This is a genomic window from Novipirellula rosea (genome assembly GCF_039541335.1).
In the GTDB taxonomy this organism is placed as follows: Bacteria; Planctomycetota; Planctomycetia; order Pirellulales; family Pirellulaceae; genus Novipirellula; species Novipirellula rosea.
Genome location: NZ_BAABGA010000006.1, coordinates 162097 through 182648, shown reverse-complemented (window position 1 = coordinate 182648; position 20552 = coordinate 162097). Strand labels below are relative to the sequence as shown.

General features: G+C 52.9%; 8 protein-coding genes and 1 pseudogene. 5 read left to right on the top strand and 4 right to left on the bottom strand.

Going from position 1 to position 20552, the window contains the following annotated elements:
* Positions 1-127: 127 nt before the first annotated feature.
* Positions 128-2806 carry a S1C family serine protease gene (locus ABD971_RS01420; protein ID WP_345318707.1) on the bottom strand — a complete coding sequence of 893 codons (2679 nt, stop codon included), beginning with the start codon at positions 2804-2806 and terminating at the stop codon, positions 128-130.
* A gap of 314 nt (positions 2807-3120) precedes the next feature.
* Between ABD971_RS01420 and ABD971_RS01415 the strand changes: the two genes are divergently transcribed.
* On the top strand, positions 3121-5034 hold the full coding sequence (locus ABD971_RS01415) for an alkaline phosphatase D family protein (protein WP_345318705.1): 1914 nt from the start codon (positions 3121-3123) through the stop codon (positions 5032-5034).
* A gap of 153 nt (positions 5035-5187) precedes the next feature.
* Here the strand turns inward: ABD971_RS01415 and ABD971_RS01410 are convergent.
* A pseudogene (locus tag ABD971_RS01410) lies at positions 5188-5895 on the bottom strand (copper homeostasis protein CutC).
* A gap of 1144 nt (positions 5896-7039) precedes the next feature.
* Here ABD971_RS01410 and ABD971_RS01405 point away from each other — a divergent pair.
* From ABD971_RS01405 to ABD971_RS01395, 3 genes are all read left to right on the top strand, one after another.
* Entirely contained in the window at positions 7040-7840 is an 801-nt protein-coding gene (locus ABD971_RS01405) for a GxxExxY protein (RefSeq protein WP_345318703.1), read from the top strand.
* A gap of 424 nt (positions 7841-8264) precedes the next feature.
* Positions 8265-9872, top strand: a complete 1608-nt coding sequence (locus tag ABD971_RS01400) for a hypothetical protein (RefSeq protein ID WP_345318701.1) — start codon at positions 8265-8267, stop codon at positions 9870-9872.
* 69 nt (positions 9873-9941) lie between these two features.
* On the top strand, positions 9942-12032 hold the full coding sequence (locus tag ABD971_RS01395; protein WP_345318699.1) for a CehA/McbA family metallohydrolase: 2091 nt from the start codon (positions 9942-9944) through the stop codon (positions 12030-12032).
* A 1843-nt stretch (positions 12033-13875) separates the two neighbouring features.
* Here the strand turns inward: ABD971_RS01395 and ABD971_RS01390 are convergent.
* A complete protein-coding gene (locus tag ABD971_RS01390) occupies positions 13876-16128 on the bottom strand; it encodes a redoxin domain-containing protein (protein WP_345318697.1) in 2253 nt (750 codons plus the stop codon).
* 1147 nt (positions 16129-17275) lie between these two features.
* Here ABD971_RS01390 and ABD971_RS01385 point away from each other — a divergent pair.
* Complete coding sequence (locus tag ABD971_RS01385) at positions 17276-17578, top strand: hypothetical protein (RefSeq protein ID WP_345318695.1); 303 nt, start codon at positions 17276-17278, stop codon at positions 17576-17578.
* Between the two features lie 1335 nt (positions 17579-18913).
* Here the strand turns inward: ABD971_RS01385 and ABD971_RS01380 are convergent.
* Positions 18914-20329 carry a sulfatase family protein gene (locus tag ABD971_RS01380; protein ID WP_345318693.1) on the bottom strand — a complete coding sequence of 472 codons (1416 nt, stop codon included), beginning with the start codon at positions 20327-20329 and terminating at the stop codon, positions 18914-18916.
* Between the last annotated feature and the right edge of the window lie 223 nt (positions 20330-20552).

Genomic DNA, 20552 nt, shown 5'->3' with positions numbered 1-20552 from the left:
CTGAATGCCCGTTGGAAATTAAGTCTGCGTACCTTGTTTCCCTTCGTGTCGGCCATTACTGCAGTTACTTCTCCACCGAACGCCGTCGGTTCACATGAAAACAGTTAGGTAACTGCTCTATATGACACTAGCGCCGACCCTCTCTTTGCACGGTCAATTTTGAAATCACTGCAATGTCAAAAGAGTGAAATACCTCATTGAAATTGTCTCCTTTGATTCCAATCACAACCGGTTCGAAGCCTTCAACAGCACCTCGTTGAGGTGACCAGGTCATCAAACCGGTATCACTTACTTTCATTCCGGCGGGTCCTTCGACCAAGTGGAAGGCAAGTGATTTGCTGTTCGTTTTGCATTCGACTTGGTAACTCAGTTTCTTTCCTTTGTAGGCCATGATCGGAGGCAGAGACTCGACAAAGAGATAGTCTTCGCCGGTTGCTTTGAGCTCGGCTTCAAAATCGTACTTGCGAACGTAAATCCGCTTTTTGTCATAGTCGGTATTGGCCAGCAGTTTTGCCCAGGGAACGAAATGAATTCGGGTTTCTCCGTAACTCAGAGCGTCAAGTGATCTGTTGGTTGAGTTGGTATTGCCGTGTGGCGCCAACTCGCTGAGTTGGAGGTTGCTATGAATAATTCTCAGGTCCGAAGCGGTGCAAACGTCCACACTGGTGAACCAACTACCTCGAGATTTCTCCTTAAACCGCACCGCGATAAAATAGCGTGGATCGACCGTGGGAAAGGTGCGTGCACCTTCCAACCAATCCGGCGAAATGTCTCTCGCAAACAGGTTGTAGATTTGCCCACGCGGTAAATGGAACATTCGCCCCAGCGGTGACGGCGCGGCCCAGCGAATCCTGTTGGACGTTGAGCCAAATTCGCCTACGGAAATCCGTCCGTCATCGATCATAACCCAGTTATAAGAAACGGGGCCGAGCCCGGTCATGATGGTTCCAAAGACATTTCCATTGGCCGCAGCATCGACTTGACGTCCGAAGCTGTTGGTCCGTTGGTAGAACAGTTTTTCACCACCGGTGGATATCGGCTTGAGCCGCTGGGAATCAACGATGTAGGCTTCATTGCCATCGAACAGGAAAAGATAGTCATCCGCGTTGACGCCAATTTGAATCAGTTTAGGCGCGTTTTTGGTTGGCAGCCGCGTTGTCTTTTCCAGTTTGAAAGTCTCGAGACTCCAACGCTGCATCAACATCTGACTTGGTAGCACGACGTACAGATTTTTCGATCCGGCGGTCAACAGGGCATCGGAATCAACATTCTTGATCTCGTGAGCGAGGTTAGCGTATAGCAAGTCAAAAATCACAATGCGTTTTGATTTTCCAAACTTGAATATCATGTAACGATCGGCGCCGCCCATGACATAATCATCAAACGGTTCATCCAATTCGTAAACGATTTCGTCGTCTTCAAACTTTGCGATTGCATTTGGCAAGACATAATCAGATGCCTCGGAGTGTCCCGCCGTAGGAGTCTCTTCTTCTTTCTTGACGGTCTTCAGCTCGATACCGCCGGGGGCCCCGACAAAGGGAATGACTCCTTTCAGACGAGAAACGACTTTTGTCCCATCAAGAAGCGTGGCGTCGTAGTGAAGTTCACTTGTCATGCCACTTGGTTCACCAACGTCAATCCGGGTAACCGATGCAAGGTCGAGCTTCATTTCGGAGCCGCCAAAATAGATCGTTGGCTCGGCGAACATCAGTCCCTCTAACTCCACCTTTCGCCCGTCATAACGTGTCAATCGCCAGCGGTTTCCATCGAGTCTTTCGAACGACTTCATTTCCGCAAGGTATTGCGTCGAGTTGCCAAACCGAATGGCTTGTTCGTCGAGTTCGCCATTGATTTTTCCAGCTGCAAATTCAATCTCCACCGGAATCCGCAGGCGATCCTTGGTTTGTTTTACCGGAATCACCTTGACCGAGAATTGATCATCGCGGCTTCGCTCCTGAATTTCAAACTCCGGAGTTTCTCCTTGGTTGTCTCGGAGCTTCAGATCGAATTGATATTTCTCTGCGGGAGTGCCGAAGGAAACGACATTAAATTTGAGCTCAACGGGCTGATGCCGTTTGACAAATCGAATGTTGACTTTTTCAAGTGCCAACTCGGGGCTTTCCAGAAACGGTTTAACCTTCGAAACGGGAATCGCAAAATTGACGTCGGTGCCCATCACCTTTTCCACGACGACGCCTACGACCGTGTTGTTATTGTCCAGGATGGGGCCGCCGGAGTTACCAGGATTGACGACCGCATCAATCTGGATCGACTCGAGCGAATCCGCTCGTTTGCGAAGCGACACGACGCGTCCAACATTGACGCTGATTCGTGGGTAGGTTTCGTCTTTCAGGGCTAACGCGGTACCGAACGGAAAACCAAACGCGGTGATTTGCTGCGTTTCGAACAGAGTGGAGTCATCTCCGAACTCCAACACAACCAGCCCGGCTGGCGGCTTAATGGCCCGCAAGAGTGCGAGGTCATGTTCGGCACTCGTCCTGACGATTTCCGAAAGAAACTTGATTTCCTTGTCCGTCCCGGAGTTCATGATCAAGGGGATTTGCTCGGATTCTCCCTGAACCACGTGTTCATTCGTGATGAAAAAGCCTCTGGCGTCAATGCAGAATGCAGTTCCAAATCCATCCCCCGAAGGTCGCTCAACCAATACGGTCGCGGCCTTCGCGTTTGCAACATTGTCGCGGTCGAGTTGTGCGAATCCTCGTTCGGAAAATCCGAAGAAAACTCCGATGACGGCGATTAGAAAAAATGGAAAGGGGCAAATCGGTCGTCTTGGTAGCTCTAACATTCCATTCCAAAGTCTTAGCGAACAGCGAGTAAACGAACATCGCGTATTCATCCATTTCTGCACAACGTGACGGTTATGAATACGAGGCAATGATGTATACGAGCAAGATAATTGTTCTTGCCAAGATATGCACGTCTCTGGTGGACTTTATTTGTCGCGAATCGATTTTCGATGAGGTGGACGCGGGAAAAAACGGGACGCGGATGGATATCCGGCGAGGTCTTACAAAATGCCTTCGCGTGACGGGGCGATTCGGTGCGTGGTAGACTCTCGCTTCTCACACGAAAAATCAACGAAGTTTTGAAACCACTGCAATGACGAAACAGCTTATCGGTCTATCGATCGTCTTCCTGCTTCTATTGGGACGAGGACTGCACGCAGACGATTCGGTCGGCCCCTATATCGGTACCCTGACGACCACGGAAGCCTACCTGCTTTACCGGCCTGGGAATGAGGCGGCCACGCTGCGTTTGAGCGTACACGATGAACATGGCACGAAAGTCACCTCCGTTGACAGTCGCAGTGAATCCGAGCATGACTTTGTCGCCAAATTCCACGTCGTGGAACTCGATCCCGGTACCACCTACCGATACCAAATCGAGAAGATCGAAGCGGGCAGTGCCACTCTCGTTGCCGGTGCAGATGGCGATTTTCATTTCACGACCGTACCAGCAGATCGCAGTGGTCAAGTGCTGAACGTCGCCTTCATTTCTTGTGTCAATGACAGCACCGACCCGGTTTGGCAGCAGATGGCCAATCACAACCTCGATCTGTTGTGTCTGGGCGGCGACACCCCCTACGCCGACACCGGCAATCTCGCGGATCTGCGAAACAAGCATCGCCATCTGCTGCAGCGTCCCCGGCTCGCAGCGCTGGGCAAGAGCGTACCGCTTGTCGGAACCTGGGACGATCATGACTTCGGCTTGAACAACGGCAACGGAAAAAGTGCTGCTGCGTTGAAGGAAAACACTCGCCGCGCGTTCGTCGAATACCGCGTCCAGGATCAATATGGCAGCGGAGAGGAAGGCATTTATCAGAAGACGGATCGAGGAGCGATGGAAGTGTTCTTGCTCGACGCACGATGGTACTCCCAAACCGGTCCCTCACCTGTCAGCCCCAACCAATCAACTTGTTACGGCAAGGAGCAATGGCAATGGTTGCTCGAAGGCCTCCGCAGTTCGGAGGCACCTTTTAAAGTTCTGTTGCACGGGCAAATTTGGCAGGACAAAAAGAATCGCGAAACCGATGACATGCACACCTACTACGCAGAACGCGACGCGTTGTTGGATTTCATCAAAAAAGAAGACATCCCTGGTGTCGTGCTGGTCGGGGGTGACATCCATGTTTCGCGGTATTTGGTGCATCCTCAGCGTGTTGGATACAACCTGCACGATTTCATTATCTCGCCGGGCCATACCAGCGTCATTCCCTCGCTGAATGTCTATCACCAAGACCTTGAGTGGTCACGAGTCGAACCTAATCAGTTTCTGGTGATGACCGCCGATACCACCAAAGCCGTCCCCGTACTGACTGTCAAATTTCTCGACAAAGACGGCCAGGAAAATCTCGTCAAGACCATCACGTACGGCCAGCTCACGCCTGAACCTGAAACGGGTATTGCCAAGGATTTGCGAGGCTATTGGAGCTTTGATGGCGATACTAAAAATCGCTCCAAGTTAGGCAGTCGGCTGGACGGGCAACTCAGGGGCGGTGCCACCGTGAGCAACGAGCACGGGGCTCGCGGTGGTGCGCTGCAGCTAAGCCGCTCGGGCAGCCAATACATCACGGTGCCACGTTCGATGTTGGATGATAACGCCAGCGTCTATACGGCGTCGAGTTGGATCAAACCAGCGTTGCTACCGGATCATGGCAGCGCCGATCGCTCCTTCATCATGGAATCAAATGTCACGAATCACTGCGAGTTGCCGGGCGCTTCTGGCAGCGGCTATGCGATCTCTGTCGGATTCAGGGCGTGCGGAGATGCCGAGAAGATTAATCTGCAGCTGTTCACCGAGACGCTCGTTCCTCAGCCCGTCGGCTCGGAGCGTTCTCCCAGCAGCAAACCGCAAGGCGGCTTTGACTGCTTGCTTGACCGGTCGCTATTTTCGAAGTGGACTCACGTCGCGGTCACGTTCGATTCCGAGCGGCTGCAGTTGTTTGTCAACGGCAAGCTGGCCAAGTCGCATCCGCTGCCGATCCGCGGACCGATTGCGGAAACAGGGGCCTAGTGATCGGTGGCCACCGCACAGGGGATGGCCGAAACTTTGACGGTATGATCGATGAGGTCGCGATCTGGAACCGCGTTCTCTCCGCATCCGAGATTGACGCGATCTACAACAACGGCACCGCGGCGGCGTGCCTCACCGAGTTGTAACCGCCGCCTACGACATCGCCGCGATCAATTCGCGAACTCGCTGCACGGACGTCACTCGACTGCGGTCTCCAAACCGTACTTCGCCAGTCGCAAGCGCGGGATTTCGTGGCACGCTGCCGCTGGCATGGACTTCGCGAACTTGCGTTGCTTCCAAAATTTGGCGTACGTTCGAGCCGTTGATTCCCGCTCCGGCCATCACCGTCAACCGATTATCGGTGCGGTCAACAAGTTGTTTAGTCAGCTGCATGCCTTCTTCTGCGGTCGTTCTTTGCCCCGACGTTAGCAACCGATCGGCACCTAGTCCGATGATCGCGTCGAGTGCTTGCAGCGGATCGCGAGTCATGTCAAAGGCACGATGGAAGGTGATTTGAAGAGGACGAGATGCCTGGATCAATCGCTTCATCGCCCGCACATCGACGTCTCCGTCGTGCGTCAGTGCGCCCAACACAACTCCCTACACGCCCAATTCTTTGACCACGTCGATGTCATGCAGCATGCTGCGGATATCATCATCGCTGTAGACGAAGCCGCCATCGTGCGGACGAATCATCACCATGCAGGGGATCTGACAACGCTGGACGCACTGGCGAACGAGACCCAAACTCGGTGTGGTCCCACCGGAGGAGAGACTGCTGCAGATTTCGATTCGATGTGCACCACCTTGCTCGGCCACCAACGCCGATTCGATACAGTCGATGCAAATTTCCAATAGCATAAAATTCTCGGAGTGTGCGGAAAATGCGCAGCCAAGTAGAGCCGTCTTTCCGATGTGCTCGAAGCTTCAGTGAAGTCCAGAGAGTAAGATGACTGCCGTTGGCTTGGGAGTCGCCTTAGCTCTGGCGTTAAAGGTTTTTCTCGTACTTTCCAACGGATTCTTATTAACGAATCGCTGTGGCGTACGGCAAGGACACTCGCGCAGGTAAGTTTAAAGAGAACGAGTTTTTCAAAAACCTCAAGTTCCGCACCGTCAATGTCTCAGAGGTTGGGGGAGTAACAAGGTCACAGAACGGATCACTTTTAACAGCCGGATGTGGGGACAGACGAATAGGTTGACTGAATTTATTCGGCTGTCCCCCATTCGCCTGTCAGGATATACGACAATAGAACATGCCTATCATTCCACAGTAGCACCCGTGAGACCTGAGCAGATCAGATATGGGATCGCTTTTGAGAGCCGAATGTGAGGACAGGCGAATAGGCTGACTGAATTTATTCGGCTGTCCTCACATTCGCCTGTCAGAAAATGCGACCATAGAAGATGCCCGTCATTCCACTGTACCAACCGCGAGATCTGAACAGATCAGATAAGGGATCGCTTTTGACAGCCGAATGTGGGGACAGACGAATAGGTTGACTGAATTTTTTCGTCCGTCCCCCATTCGCCTGTCAGGATATACGACAATAGAGCATGCCTATCATTCCACAGTGGCACCCGTGAGACCTGAACAGATCAGATAAGGGATCGCTTTTGACAGCCAGATGTGAGGACAGACGAATAGGTTGACTGAATTCATTCGTCTGTCCTCACAGTCGCCTGTCAGAAAATGCGACATTAGAAGATGCCCGTCATTCCACTGTACCAAACGCGAGATCTGAACAGATCAGATAAGGGATCGCTTTTGACAGCCGAATGTGGGGACAGACGAATAGGCTGACTGAATTCATTTGTCTGTCCCCCATTCGCCTGTCAGAAAATGCGACATTAGAAGATGCCCGTCGTTCCACTGTACCAACCGCGAGATCTCAACAGATCAGATAAGGGATCGCTTTTGACAGCCGAATGTGAGGACAGACGAATAGGTTGACTGAATTCATTTGTCTGTCCCTCATTCGCCTGTCAGGATATACGACATTAAATCATGCCTATCATTCCCCAGTACCGACCGCAGAACCTGAGCAAATCAGAGTTTGATGAGCGTGATCGGATCGTGATGGGGTGTGCTTTTGCTTCACAGAATGAACTCGGAAGACTCTGTGACGAGCAGAACTATGAAAAGGACGTTGCGGCACGGATCCGTGCATCCGGTTTCAGCGATGTTCGTACGCAGGTCCCTATCGAGGTATCACATGGGCCGTTCAGAAAGGAATACCGTGTCGACCTCATCGCTGATGACGCGCTGTACGAGTTGAAGACGGTTGCTGCGCTGCTTTGCGAACATGACGTTCAGGTACTCAATTATGCAATGATGCTCAATGTGAACCACGGCAAACTAATCAACTTCCGGCCGGAACGAGTCAAGGGTCGATTGCGTTTTAACGCCGTACCCACACAGGACCGTTACCGGTTTCTAATCGACGACGCTGCATGGCAGCCTCAAGCACCCGAGTGTGAAGAGATCGTTCATTTAACCAAAAGCTTTCTTGCTGATTGGGGTGCCTATCTGGATTTTCGGCTCTACGAACAAGCCATTATCTTCCATTTTGGAGGAGAAGCCGAAGTCGTCCATCAGGCACCGATGAGCCGAGGTGGTGTCGACATAGGCTCAACCCGATTCACTCGTCACACAACCAATATCTGTTTCACAGTTTCGGGGTATTCCGTTCGTCAACGGCAGCGGCCTCACCTCATACGACAAATATTGCACTCGCCGTTTCGGGCAATGCAGTGGATCAATTTTCATCAACGCAACATTACCTTCGAAACACTCATGAAGAATTGACAGACGAATGGAAGGACAGACGAATCCCATGATGAGTGTTACATGACAAATTCGGCTGTCCTCACATTCGTCTGTCAAAAAGAGCAGATGCAAGACGAGAATTTGCCAATCATTTACTTGGTCATGTAGCTGTGTGTTGCACCGGTCTGTGTTGCAGACGCTGCCGAGGGACGCCGTAAACTCGCGTCGTAAATTGACAGCCGAATGTGGGGGCAGGCGAATAGGCTGACTGAAATTATTTGCTCGTGCGAAAGAGAAAACGTGAGACGAAAATGACGGACGATCGTCACACCGGATGGCAGGCCGTTTATCCATGACCATTCTTTAATTACCATGACGACCGTGATCATGCCGCCGCCCTGTACACTTTGTGATTAGCATCGCAGCGATACACCCGTTAACCGTAGAAGATGAGAAACACCCAATGAAATATCACCGATTCTGCCCTCGACGTCGAACTCTTGTGGTGCTGATCACGGCGGTCTTGCAGTGCGTCCTCAGCATCGACGGATTGGCTCAGTCGCCTGAGGTCACCCCTCAGTCACTGGTGTTTCGCCGTCAGGCAACGAGGAGAATGATCTTTGATCGGTCACAGCAGATTCCACTGTCATCGCTACAGCCCGATAAAATTGTTGGACTGGACTTGATGCATCCGGTGGTGGGAGATACGACAGGCGAGACCTGGGCCGCGATCGAAGCAGGGCGACTGAAAATCTCGACTGACGAACACAACGCATCGTCCCAGCGGTGGGTCGGCGGATTTAATCCCTTTGCAACTTACGAACTTGGCCTGCACCAATTCGATGGGAGCGGGCGGATTGGAGTAAGCTTTCACGACACCGAGCAAAATGACTTCCTTTCCGCGTGCATTGTTGCCAAGGATGGTAGGTATCAGGCGATCGAATGGGTTGTGGTCAAGGACGGACAGGAAGTCAGCCGTCAAGAATATGCATGGCCTGACGACGTCAGAACAACGGGGCCGATCCGTCTACGTGTCCAGATGTTGGCCGTCGGAGTGAACCTGTACCTCGATTCCGACGGAAAGTCGCAACTGGTCGGGTATCCCGATTTCAATGAACATCTCGAACTTCGTCACAAAGACTTGATCTCGCGTTACGAGTTTCGCTTGTCGAGTGATCTCGAAGCAAACTCATCCGCTGAAATTGACGAAGTCCTGTCGGCATTGACGCCCGGTTGTGGCCAGGCCGACATTCGTGCGATCACCAACCAGAACGGTGAGCCGCTGTTAGATCAAGGCCGCGTGTGGTTAACGATGACGGTTCGCGGACGTGCCTTGCCACATCCGATGCAAGGGGTGTTTTCGATGGACCCCTCGGTTTTCGACATTCGCTTCGAGGGCATCATCGTCTTTGATATGGGGGACGGACTTTGGCGTAACGAACTCGCCTCACACCTGTTCTACGACGAGTCATCGAAACAGTGGCGAGGCTGGACGACCGGTTTCAGCGCCCTGGGGACGAAATCAAGTCAGGAAGAAAAGGCGATCCTTGCGGTCTGGAGTGATCGCGATCCGCGGCGTGGTTTTTCGATCATGCACGCCAAGCCGGTCGGTGTGACCGGGCAGCACGAAGACCCGCACGGTGTCTACGATTCGGAGGCAGGGAAATGGCGTTTGTTGCTGTCCGAGAAAGCGGGCAAGTATCGAGCGGGAATGTGGGAATCCGATCATTGGGATCGTGGATATCAGCGTCTAGCCGGTCCCGTGGAAATGGACAGCACAGGGACTTTGATCCAAAAGGTCGGCGACTCACGCTATGTCTTTTTCGGCAGTGCTGATCGCAAAGTCTATATCCGCAGCTATCCCGAGCTGAAGCCGGTCGGTGAGTTGAACATGCATCTGCCGCCGTGGAACGAGAATACAGGGACTCGAATCTGGCCCAACATCATCCCCCTTCCCGACGGTTTCCCGGCGCCGTACATCGCGCTGATGATGGATCGCCAAAACTATCCTGGGATGCCGAAGAGCAACTGGACGTACGGTGCGATGTATCTGTACCACGCCCATCCCTAGCAGAATCGCTCAGACTTCTCGCTCGTACACGAGCCTGGAAACATCACCTTGACCGCAGATGGAACGAACATGCAGCTCAAAACAAATCTACTCTTCCTTGTGGCTCTGGTCGTCCTGCCGTGCTCACGCGTCCACTGCGAGCAAGTGTTAGTCAGTGGCCTTCGACATGTACGGATCGAAGGGCCGCCAGAATGGACAGAGTTCCCCAATTCACCCGATGAAAGATTCATCGACGTCAAATTCAAATCCTCCGAAAACAAGAGCGAACGAACGCTCGTTGTTCAGCAGCAGGATGTCAAGCAGCGTTGGGACGTGACAATCAACGGCACACAGATTGGCCGTCTTCGTATCGATGAAAACGACATGCGGGTCTACTTTCCCGTACCCGCAAACGTGTTGCGACAAAGCGAAAACGTTTTGCAAATCGAGCAAGCGGCTCAGCGAAATACTGTGACCGACGACGTCCGCATCGGGAATATCCGATTATTGGATCGAAAGGTCGACGACGTCCTTTCGGCGGCGTCTTGCGAATTGACCATCGTCGACGCGGTATCTGGCTTGTCGCTACCGTCGCGAATTACGGTTCTCAACTCGGACGGCGCTCTGCAGTCAGTGGCCGCATCATCAGGCGATCATCTTGCTGTCCGCCCCGGTATCGTCTACACGTCTAACGGATCCGCACGATTTGGTCTCCCCGTCGGTCGCTACACGATTTTTGCAGGCCGCGGTTTTGAGTATTCTGTTGACCGGATCGAGATCACTGTGACGCCAGGTCAATCGGTCCAGCGAACATTGAAGCTCACTCGGGAAGTCGACACGGATGGTTTGGTCGCTTGCGACACGCATGTTCATACGCTTACCCATTCTGGTCACGGTGACGCCACTGTCGAAGAGCGAATGATCACGTTAGCTGCCGAGGGTATTGAAATGCCCATTGCCACCGATCACAACTCGCATGTCGACTATCGCCCTTTCGCTCGACAAGCGAACGTCAGCGAATATTTCACTCCGGTCATCGGCAACGAAGTGACGTCCCGCATTGGGCATGTAAACATATTCCCGGTTGCGGCCGGTGAGCCGATTCCTGACCACACGTTGACGAGCTGGCAAGCTCTGTTGGACAACATTTATGCGACGCCCAACGTCAAAGTCGCTATCCTCAACCACGCTCGCGACCAACATTCCAGCGTCACTCCGTTTGGTCCACTCTTGCACAACGCGGTGGTTGGAGAAAATCTCGAAGGTTGGCATTTCGGTTTCAATGCGATGGAGGTTCTTAACTCGTCAGCCACACAAACGGATATCTTGCGACTGTTTCATGATTGGATGGCTGTCCTGAATCGCGGCTACCGTGTCACTCCTGTCGGTAGCAGTGATTCCCATGACGTCGGCCGCTATATCGTTGGACAGGGTCGCACCTACATTCGTTGCGACGACCGCGATCCCGGAAACATCGACGTGGATGACGCGGTCGATAAATTCCTGCAGGGCGAAGTGTTGGTCAGCTATGGACTTCTAACCAAGCTAGTTGTCGAGGATTCATTTCAGTCGGGACAAACTGCAACCGCCGGCGGAGAAACGGTTCGTTTGAAGGTCCATGTTTTGGGTCCCCACTGGACCGAGGCCAGTAGGATCATTCTCTACTGCAATGGTCAGCAAATTGAAGAGCGAGGCATTTCCGAGCGACGCCCCAATTTAGCGACAGGCGTAAAGGCGGTCGAGGAGTTTCGCGTCCCGAAACCGAAGCATGATGTGCATTTTGTTGCGATCGCGATTGGACCGGGAATCGACGATCTGTACTGGAAGACCGCCAAGCCCTATCAACCGATGTCCCCGGATTGGCAACCGCACGTTGTTGGATGCAGTGGTGCCGTCTGGCTTGATGCGGACCAAGACGGAAGCACAACGTCGGCTCATGAATATGCTCGTGATATTTTCATGAACGCAGGCGGTGATTTGAACACGATTCTAAAATCACTAGAAAACTTCGACGAAGCGACCGCGATCCAAGCCGCCCATAGGGTTCAGCAGGCGGGCAACTCGCTGTTAGATGATTCAAACCAAGCGGCCATTCGGAACGCGGCTCCCCAGATTCGCCGCGGGATTGCTCAGTACCTCAATGCCTGGCGAGAGACTCAGATGGCGAAGTTCAGACCGTAGAATCAATCGCCACTGAACCGCTCAGCACGAACGGAACCGGGGACTGTGGCCGCCCTTATCTACGGCTTCCGCCTATTTAAGAAATTGGGTGACACAGGGGACAGTGACACAGGGGACAGAGAGGGACAGGGACAGAGCATGTTTCTGAGGTGGGCGGCGATGCCTCCTGAGGGCTGGGGCAAGTGTCGTGGTCGGTTTCCGGTGTGCGCGTCCGATGACCGTCGCCGATCTCGAATCACTCGGCTGTGGTTCTCAGCGAACGTCTTAGTGCTTCGCACCATGTTGGTATCGACTGCGAGAGTCCGCTCGCAGTAATGAAAAGATGTATCGCCGGAGTAAGCAGAAACGATAGCGGCGGTGCACGGTACGATGCAGCGAATGAACCATCTACGAGCATGCTAGCAACCATAGAAAAAGGCTCGCCAGTCTCGCGTTGATCACGCCCGCTGCCCCGAGTTAGTGAGCGAGCATGGAGTCATGCTTGTGCTCTGTCCCCGGGCATCGGTCACCGGGCATCGTCGTTTTACCGAGTGCACTGTCGGTTACTGAATTGGGCAGGAAAATGATAGGGGCAGGAAAATGATAGGGGCAGGAAAATGATAGGGGCAGGAAAATGATAGGGGCAGGAAAATGGGACACCGCAGATGGTCTTTCAATCTGAATATTTTTGCCCCCCATCTTTTTGCCTTCCGGCGGTGCGGGCTTAGTGGATGTCGCGGAACGATGAGTCGGCTGAGCAGCGGTGATGTATCGCCGACGCCAACGTTGGTTACTGAAAAGGGCAAAAAAATGAAGGGCAAAAAATGGGACACCGCACATTGGTTGTACATTCTGAATATGTTCCTGCCCATCTCATCTTCCTGCCCGCCGGCGAGCCGGCGTTTGGTGGACGTGGTGGAATCATGAGTTGACTGAGCAGCGGCGTTACGTCACCAGTGGCAGCGTTGGTCACTGATTTTGGCAGAAACATGTAGGGGGCAAGAAAATGAAATGGGATGCCGCAGAGCGGTCCTGCTTTCTTGATATGTTCCTGTCCATCTCATCTTTCTGCCCGCCGGCGATCCGGCGTTTGGTGGACGTGGTGGAATCATGAGTTGAGTGAGCAGCGGCGTTGCGTCACCGGGGGCAGCCTTGATCACTGATTTGGGCAGAAACATGTAGGGGGCAGAAAAATGAAATGGGATGCCGCAGAGCGGTCCTGCTTTCTTGTTATGTTCCTGCCCATCTGATCTTTCTGCCCGCCGGCGAGCTGGCGTTGGGTGGACGTGGTGGAATCATGACTTGACTGAGCAGCGACGTTGCGTCACCGGGGGCAGCCTTGATCACTGATTTGGGCAGAAATATGTAGGGGGCAGGAAAATAAAATGGGATGCCGCAGAGCGGTCCTGCTTTCTTGATATGTTCCTGCCCATCTCATCTTTCTGCCCGCCGGCGAGCCGGCGTTGGGTGGACGTGGTGAAACCATGAGTTGACTGAGCAGCGACGTTGTGTCACCGGGGGCGGCGTTGGTCACTGATTTTGGCAGAAACATGTAAGGGGCAGGAAAATGAAATGGGATGCCGCAGAGCGATCCTGCTTTCTTGACATGTTCCTGCCCATCTCATCTTTCTGCCCGCCGGCGAGCCGGCGTTTGGTGGACGTGGTGGAATCATGACTTGACTGAGCAGCGACGTTACGTCACCAGTGGCAGCCTTGGTCACTGATTTTGGCAGAAACATGTAGGGGCAAGAAAGAAGGGATACCATACCAATCGGTATCAAATTAGGTGAGGCAACACGAAGTGAAGTTCTAGTTGACGCCGAACAAGCTAGTGTCCCTGCTGCGGACTCAACCTTGTGCGAGATCACTCGTCAAGTAACGCCACAACTGCCGCTTCAAGATCGTTCATCGAGGGATTTGCAATTCGTAGCACGCCATTTCGATCGATAAGATAGAACGATGGCCAATGCGGCACTGCATACGCGGTAGATGTCTGCTTTTTATCGTCAAGTCCGATTGCCCAAGAGATATCGTTTGCTGCGATGTACTCATTTGCCTTCTCCGCTGCTTTTGTGGAATGCAGACCGACAATCACGAGTCCACGTCCAGCATATTTCTCGTGTAATCCTCGCACTTTGGGCATTTGTCTCCGACACGGCCCACACCATGTTCCCCAGAACTCAATCAAGACCACCCGGCCGTGAAGCTCAGCCAAATCAAGACTTTGGTCGCGGTTCAACCAGTCTGTGACAGCCAATTTGGGAGCCGTCTCACCTTCAAGAGCGTTGAGCTTCACCCTCTCACTTTCGGTCCCCATTCGCCAAAACTTGTCCGCGTTGTCCTTGGCGCGAGAGACAGGAGAATCGCGGAGCAAGATTTCTGTCCGACGGATTGTAACCATTTGGGGATGACGGTCGTGAACTCGCTGCACGATCTCATCCGTCAAGTTAGGCGATCCTATCGTCACGTGTCGAATGCTTGAGGCCCGAGCTAACGCCTCTAATCCCTTCTCGGTCGCAAGGGAATTGATTCGAAGCCGACGAAGCGCCGGCCGTTTCATGAGCTCGGTTAATCCTTCGTCCGTAATGACGGTACTTGTAAGTTCAAGATAATCGAGTTTAGTGAGTTGCTTGAGATGTTTTACGTCTTCGTCAGTGATAGCACGGCCGCCTTCAATTCGAAGCGTTTTCAAATCTCGGAACTGAGCCAGTTTTGCGAAATCGGCTTTATCCAAACTGGGGCAACCGAAAAGCCATAACTCTGAAAGCGATGGCGCGAGCGTTTCGAGGCTCTTCCATATCGGTTCGCCATCCGCTCTTGGCTCAACGGCCATCAGTCCGAGTCGCCGCAGATTTGGCATGGTTGCTAGTGTTTCGATGCAGCGGGTCGTTACTTGGTTTCCAGTGATCTGTACATGCTCAAGCTTCGCGTTATCGGCAAGCAACGCAAATCCTTCATTGGTGATCCGAGTGTGTTCAAGAGCAAGATCTCGTAGGGAGGGCATCGCAGCGACCGACGCCATGCACGAATCGTCACACTTGCCCGAAAGTTTCAGCTCCTCCAGGCTTGGCAAGGCGGATAGAGCCCTGACTCCATCGTTGCTAATCTGCAGGTCTCCCCCGAGCTGGCGTAAGTTTGTGAGAGTTCCAAATTGCTTGACGACAGAGTCGTCGAGAACGGTTCCGTAACATTGAAACTGTTCCAATTGTTTGAACAATCCAATGTGACGCAAATCGTCCGTGGAGAGTGCACAATGGCTGACCACCAAACGCCGCAACTTGGGACAGTCGACGGCAAGACGTTCGAGTCCGCTGCCTGTGATCTCTGCTCCGGTGACATCGAGTTCTTCCAGATTGGGAAACCGCTTTAAGTGGGCAAGTCCGACATCACTGATTGAAGGGTTTGGAGCATCACCGCGAAATTCAGGATCACCTGCGTAGAGGTTTAGCGTCCGAAGGTTTCCAAGCGATGCGAGATTCGCAATTCCAGAGTCTGTGACTTGTGTGGAGCCGGCGTAAATAGCTTGCAGCGATGAACTACGCGACAGCGTCTCGAGCCCTGAATCCGTCACTGCCGTGCGGTCGAGACCGATCGATTGCAAGTGTGGCAGTGCAGCAATTGCGGCCATTGCGTCGTCCGACAATTGCTCATTCGATCTGAGCGACAGATATTGCAAGTTGCTGAGTCGGGGAAGGTCTGACGCAATTTCCGAGGAGATTCCGCCATCGGCCACAGACAGGTGTCGCAGACCGGTAAATCGTGTCAGCCGCCTAAATCCGTCATCGCCCAACGAGACATTTTTGGTGCGAATGTCGCTAATCAGACTGTTCGGTAATTCACTTAGCCAATCCAGATTGTTCGCTTCCACGTGCGAAATCTCCAGCCGAACGACAAATCCTTCTGGGATCTCCACTTCGCCTGCGGCCGGACCGAGGACTTGCCATCGATTGCGGCCAGACTCGTCAAAACCCTGTTCACCATAAACAGCTGATTCCTCAGGACAGATCGAAATTGAACCGACGGACTGATCGGGAAATCGCAAAATGTTTGCCGCGTAATTGGGTGTCGCGATCAACATCAAAGCAAGCGATAAACATCGGGATGTGAGAATCGGCATGTTTCATTCAACCTCTTACGAAGTAGCAGTGCATTTTTTCCTTCGAGCGATTGTAACGGGCATCCAAGACTGAGATCCGCAATTGGGAAGAAATATCATCCAACAAACGGCAACTTGTTGCACTCGTGAAAGCGGTGAGCGGGAGGTTGGCCGTTTTTCTTCTTGAAATGGGCCGCCGAGTCCGCCTATCTCGCTCTGCAAATGCAAATTCTTCCGAAAGGCCACCTGAGGACAGAGCATCTTATTTCAGCCTCCATCCGACCGAGGTGTTCGCGCATGAATCATTAATGTGTCATGTCGCCATGCTGGCCGCTGTATTGTCAAAATCTTCCTGCCCAACCCATTTTCCTGTCCGCCAGTTATCTGGCGTTTGGTGGAAGTGGCGGCACCATAAGTCGACTGAGCCGCCGCGTCGTTTTACCGAGTGCACTGTCGGTTATTAAATTGGGCCGGAAAATGATAGGGGCAGGAAAATGGGACACCGCAGAGTGGTCCTGCATAATTGATATTTTCCTGCCCTCTGCATTTTCCTGTCCGCCAGTTATCTGGCGTTTGATGGAAGTGGCGGAACCATAAGTCGACTGAGCCGCCGCGTCGTTTTACCGAGCGCACTGTCGGATATCGAATTGGGCAGGAAGATGATAGGGGCAGGAAAATGGGACACCGCAGATGGTCTTTCAATCTGAATATCTTTGCCCCCCATCTTTTTGCCTTCCGGCGGTGCGAGCTTAGTGGCTGTCGATGAATCGTGAGTCGGCTGAGTAGCGGTGTTGTATCGCCGAGGCCAACGTTGGTTACTGAAAAGGGCAAAAACATGAGGGGCAAAAAAATGGGACACCGCAGAGTGGTCCTGCATTCTTGATATTTTCCTGCCCAACCCATCTTCCTGTCCGCCAGTTATCTGGCGTTTGGTGGAAGTGGCGGAACCATAAGTCGACTGAGCCGCCGCGTCGTTTTACCGAGCGCACTGTCGGTTACTGAATTGGGCAGGAAAATGATAGGGGCAGGAAAATGTGACACCGCAGATGGTCTTTCAATCAGAATATTTTTGCCCCCCCATCTTTTTGCCTTCCGGCGGTGCGGGCTTAGTGGAGGTCGCGGAACGACGAGTCGGCTGAGCAGCGGTGTTGTATCGCCCACGCCAACGTTGGTTATTGAAAAGGGCAATAAAATGGGACACCGCACATTGGTTTTACAATCTGAATATTTTCCTGCCCAACCCATCTTCCTGTCCGCCAGTTATCTGGCGTTTGGTGGAAGTGGCGGAACCATAAGTCGACTGAGCCGCCGCGTCGTTTTACCGAGCGCATTGTCGGTTATTAAATTGGGCAGGAAGATGATAGGGGCAGGAAAATGGGACACCGCAGATGGTCTTTCAATCAGAATATATTTGCCCCCCATCTTTTTGCCTACCGGCGGCGCGGGCTTAGTGGATGTCGCGGAACGATGAGTCGGCTGAGTAGCGGTGTTTTATCGCCGAGGCCAACGTTGGTCACTGAAAAGGGCAAAAATAGGATACCGCACATTGGTCCTGCATTCTTGATATTTTCCTGCCCAACCCATCTTCCTGCCCGCCAGTTATCTGGCGTTTGATGGAAGTGACGGAACCATAAGTTGACTGAGCCGCCGCGTCGTTTTACCGAGTGCACTGTCGGTTATCGAATTGGGCAGGGAAATGATAGGGGCAGGAACATGGGACACCACAGATGGTCTTTCAATCTGAATATTTTTGCCCTCCATCTTTTTGCCTACCGGCGGTGCGGGCTTATTGGATGTCGCGGAACGACGAGTCGGCTGAGCATCGGTGTTGTATCGCCGATGCCAACGTTGGTCACTGAAAAGGGCAAAAAAATGGGACACCGCAGAGTGGTCCTGCATTCTTGATATTTTCCTGCCCAACCCCTCTTCCTGCCCGCCAGTTATCTGGCGTTTGATGGAAGTGGCGGAACCACAAGTCGACTGAGCCGCCGCGTCGTTTTACCGAGTGCACTGTCGGTTACTGAATTGGGCAGGAAAATGATAGGGGTAGGAAAATGGGACACCGCAGATGGTCTTTCAATCTGAATATTTTTGCCCTCCATCTTTTTGCCTTCCGGCGGTGCGGGCTTAGTGGCTGTCGATGAATCGTGAGTCGGCTGAGTAGCGGTGTTGTATCGCCGACGCCAACGTTGGTCACTGAAAAGGGCAAAAACATGAAGGGCAAAAAAATGGGACACCGCAGAGTGGTCCTGCATTCTTGATGTTTTCCTGCCCAACCCATCTTCCTGTCCGCCAGTTATCTGGCGTTTGATGGAAGTGGCGGAACGATATGTCGACTGAGCCGCCGCGTCGTTTTACCGAGCGCACTGTCGGTTACTGAATTGGGCAGGAAAATGATAGGGGTAGGAAAATGGGACACCGCAGATGGTCTTTCAATCTGAATGTTTTTGCCCTCCATCTTTTTGCCTTTCGGCGGTGCGGGCTTTGTGGATGTCGCGGAACGACGAGTCGGCTAAGCAGCGGTGTTGTATCGCCGAGGCCAACGTTGGTCACTGAAAAGGGCAAAAACATGAAGGGCAAAAATAGGATACCGCAGAGTGGTCCCTCATTCTTGATATTTTCCTGCCCAACCCATTTTCCTGTCCGCCAGTTATCTGGCGTTTGGTGGAAGTGGCGGCACCATAAGTCGACTGAGCCGCCGCGTCGTTTTACCGAGCGCACTGTCGGTTATTAAATTGGGCAGGAAAATGATAGGGGCAGGAAAATGGGATACCGCAGAGTGGTCCTGCATCCACCGCGGCAGGCCCTAATCTTTCGAATTTGGATTGATCAAACCATGAGGACGCTGGTCTGAGCCGGTGGCATTAACATCGCCGATCTCGGCTCGGATACGCTCGACTTGGCTCATCAATTTAGAAGCGACTTCCGGGTGCTGGGACAACACGTTCTTCTGCTCGCTGACGTCGTGATCCAGGTCAAACAATAAAGGTTGGTCTAGTGAGAGCAGTTTCTTCTTGGGGTTTCCTCCCGCTTTCTTTGCCCAATATGGTTGATCTGCAATTGTGCGTGGTAGATGCAGTTTCCACCTCTCATTCCGCACCGCTTGCAGGTTCAAGCCGTTGTAGTAGTAGAAATAGTGGTGAGGACTTTGGTTGGTTTTTCCCGTCAGCAGATCGATGATGTTCTTACCATCGATCGTTCGGTCGCTCGGCGGCTCAATGCTCGCCACATGACAGAACAACGGCAACAAATCCATGCTGGTGATCATTGCACCAGAGACTTGCCCCGCCGGAATACGACCGGGCCAATAGAAAATCGCTGGCACGCGATGTCCACCCTCCATCGTGACATACTTGCCACCGCTCAGCGGCTTGGCAGACCCATTTTTGGCGGGCCCATTGTCCGATAGAAAAATGACCAACGTGTTGTCCGCAAGTCCGGCGTCCTGAACAGCGGTCCGCACACGGCCGACGCTATGGTCGAGTTCCAGTAGAAAGTCAGCGTAGGCGGACGCACGACCTTTTCCGGAGGTGCCTTGGAAGGGCTTGCTGGGCAATATCGGTGAATGAGCAATGTGATGCGAGAAGTAGATAAAGAACGGCTCGTCTCTTTTCTCGTTGATGAAATCCACGACTTCGTCAGTGTAGAGCGTCGTTACTTTTTCAAATTTGATCTTGGCTTCCTGGACCTCGCGGTTCCGGTACAGCGTGTCGGCATCGCCGTGGCTGTCGGAATAATTGCTGTGCAGTCCCAAGTATTCATCGAAACCAGCGTCCAGCGGATGGGAACCGTCCACGTGAAATCCGAGGTGCCACTTGCCAACCATCTTGGTGTGATAGCCGGCCGATTTCAGTAGTTCCGCGAGGGTTAGCTCCTCAGCAGCGATCCCGTATTTTGCATACTTGGGGGTATTGTGCCTGGAGATCGGATGCCCACAACGCATTGGATAACGTCCGGTCATCATCGCTGCCCGCGAAGGACCGCACACATTGGCCGCCACCAGACAATCGGTCGATCGAAAACCCTCACGGGCCAACCGGTCGATCTCTGGAGTACTCAGAGACGAACCATAACAACCCAAGTCACCAAAGCCGACATCATCGGCAAAGATCAAAATGATATTGGGTTTTTGAGCTGGGCTCTCCGCAACGACTTGGCTCACAGCGGCCATTGATGCCAACAGGAAGCCACTGTAAATCAGCTTGCGAATCAACGTAAACATGGTGACTTCTTTTTCTTGTGTTTCGATGACGTGTGCGTGCCCTTTTATTTTTCGTCCCATTTTCCCATGGTAGCCGTGTCATCCGAGCGTCGGGGAGGAAGGATTAATTTAACAGGTCACCAAAACGTGTTTCCCACGTTCGTGCCGGCTGCTCGTCGGCCAAACGCTACCGTTGGTAGTAAAACTCTGATTGGCATTCTCGCCCACTTCCCGGTTGGGAGCG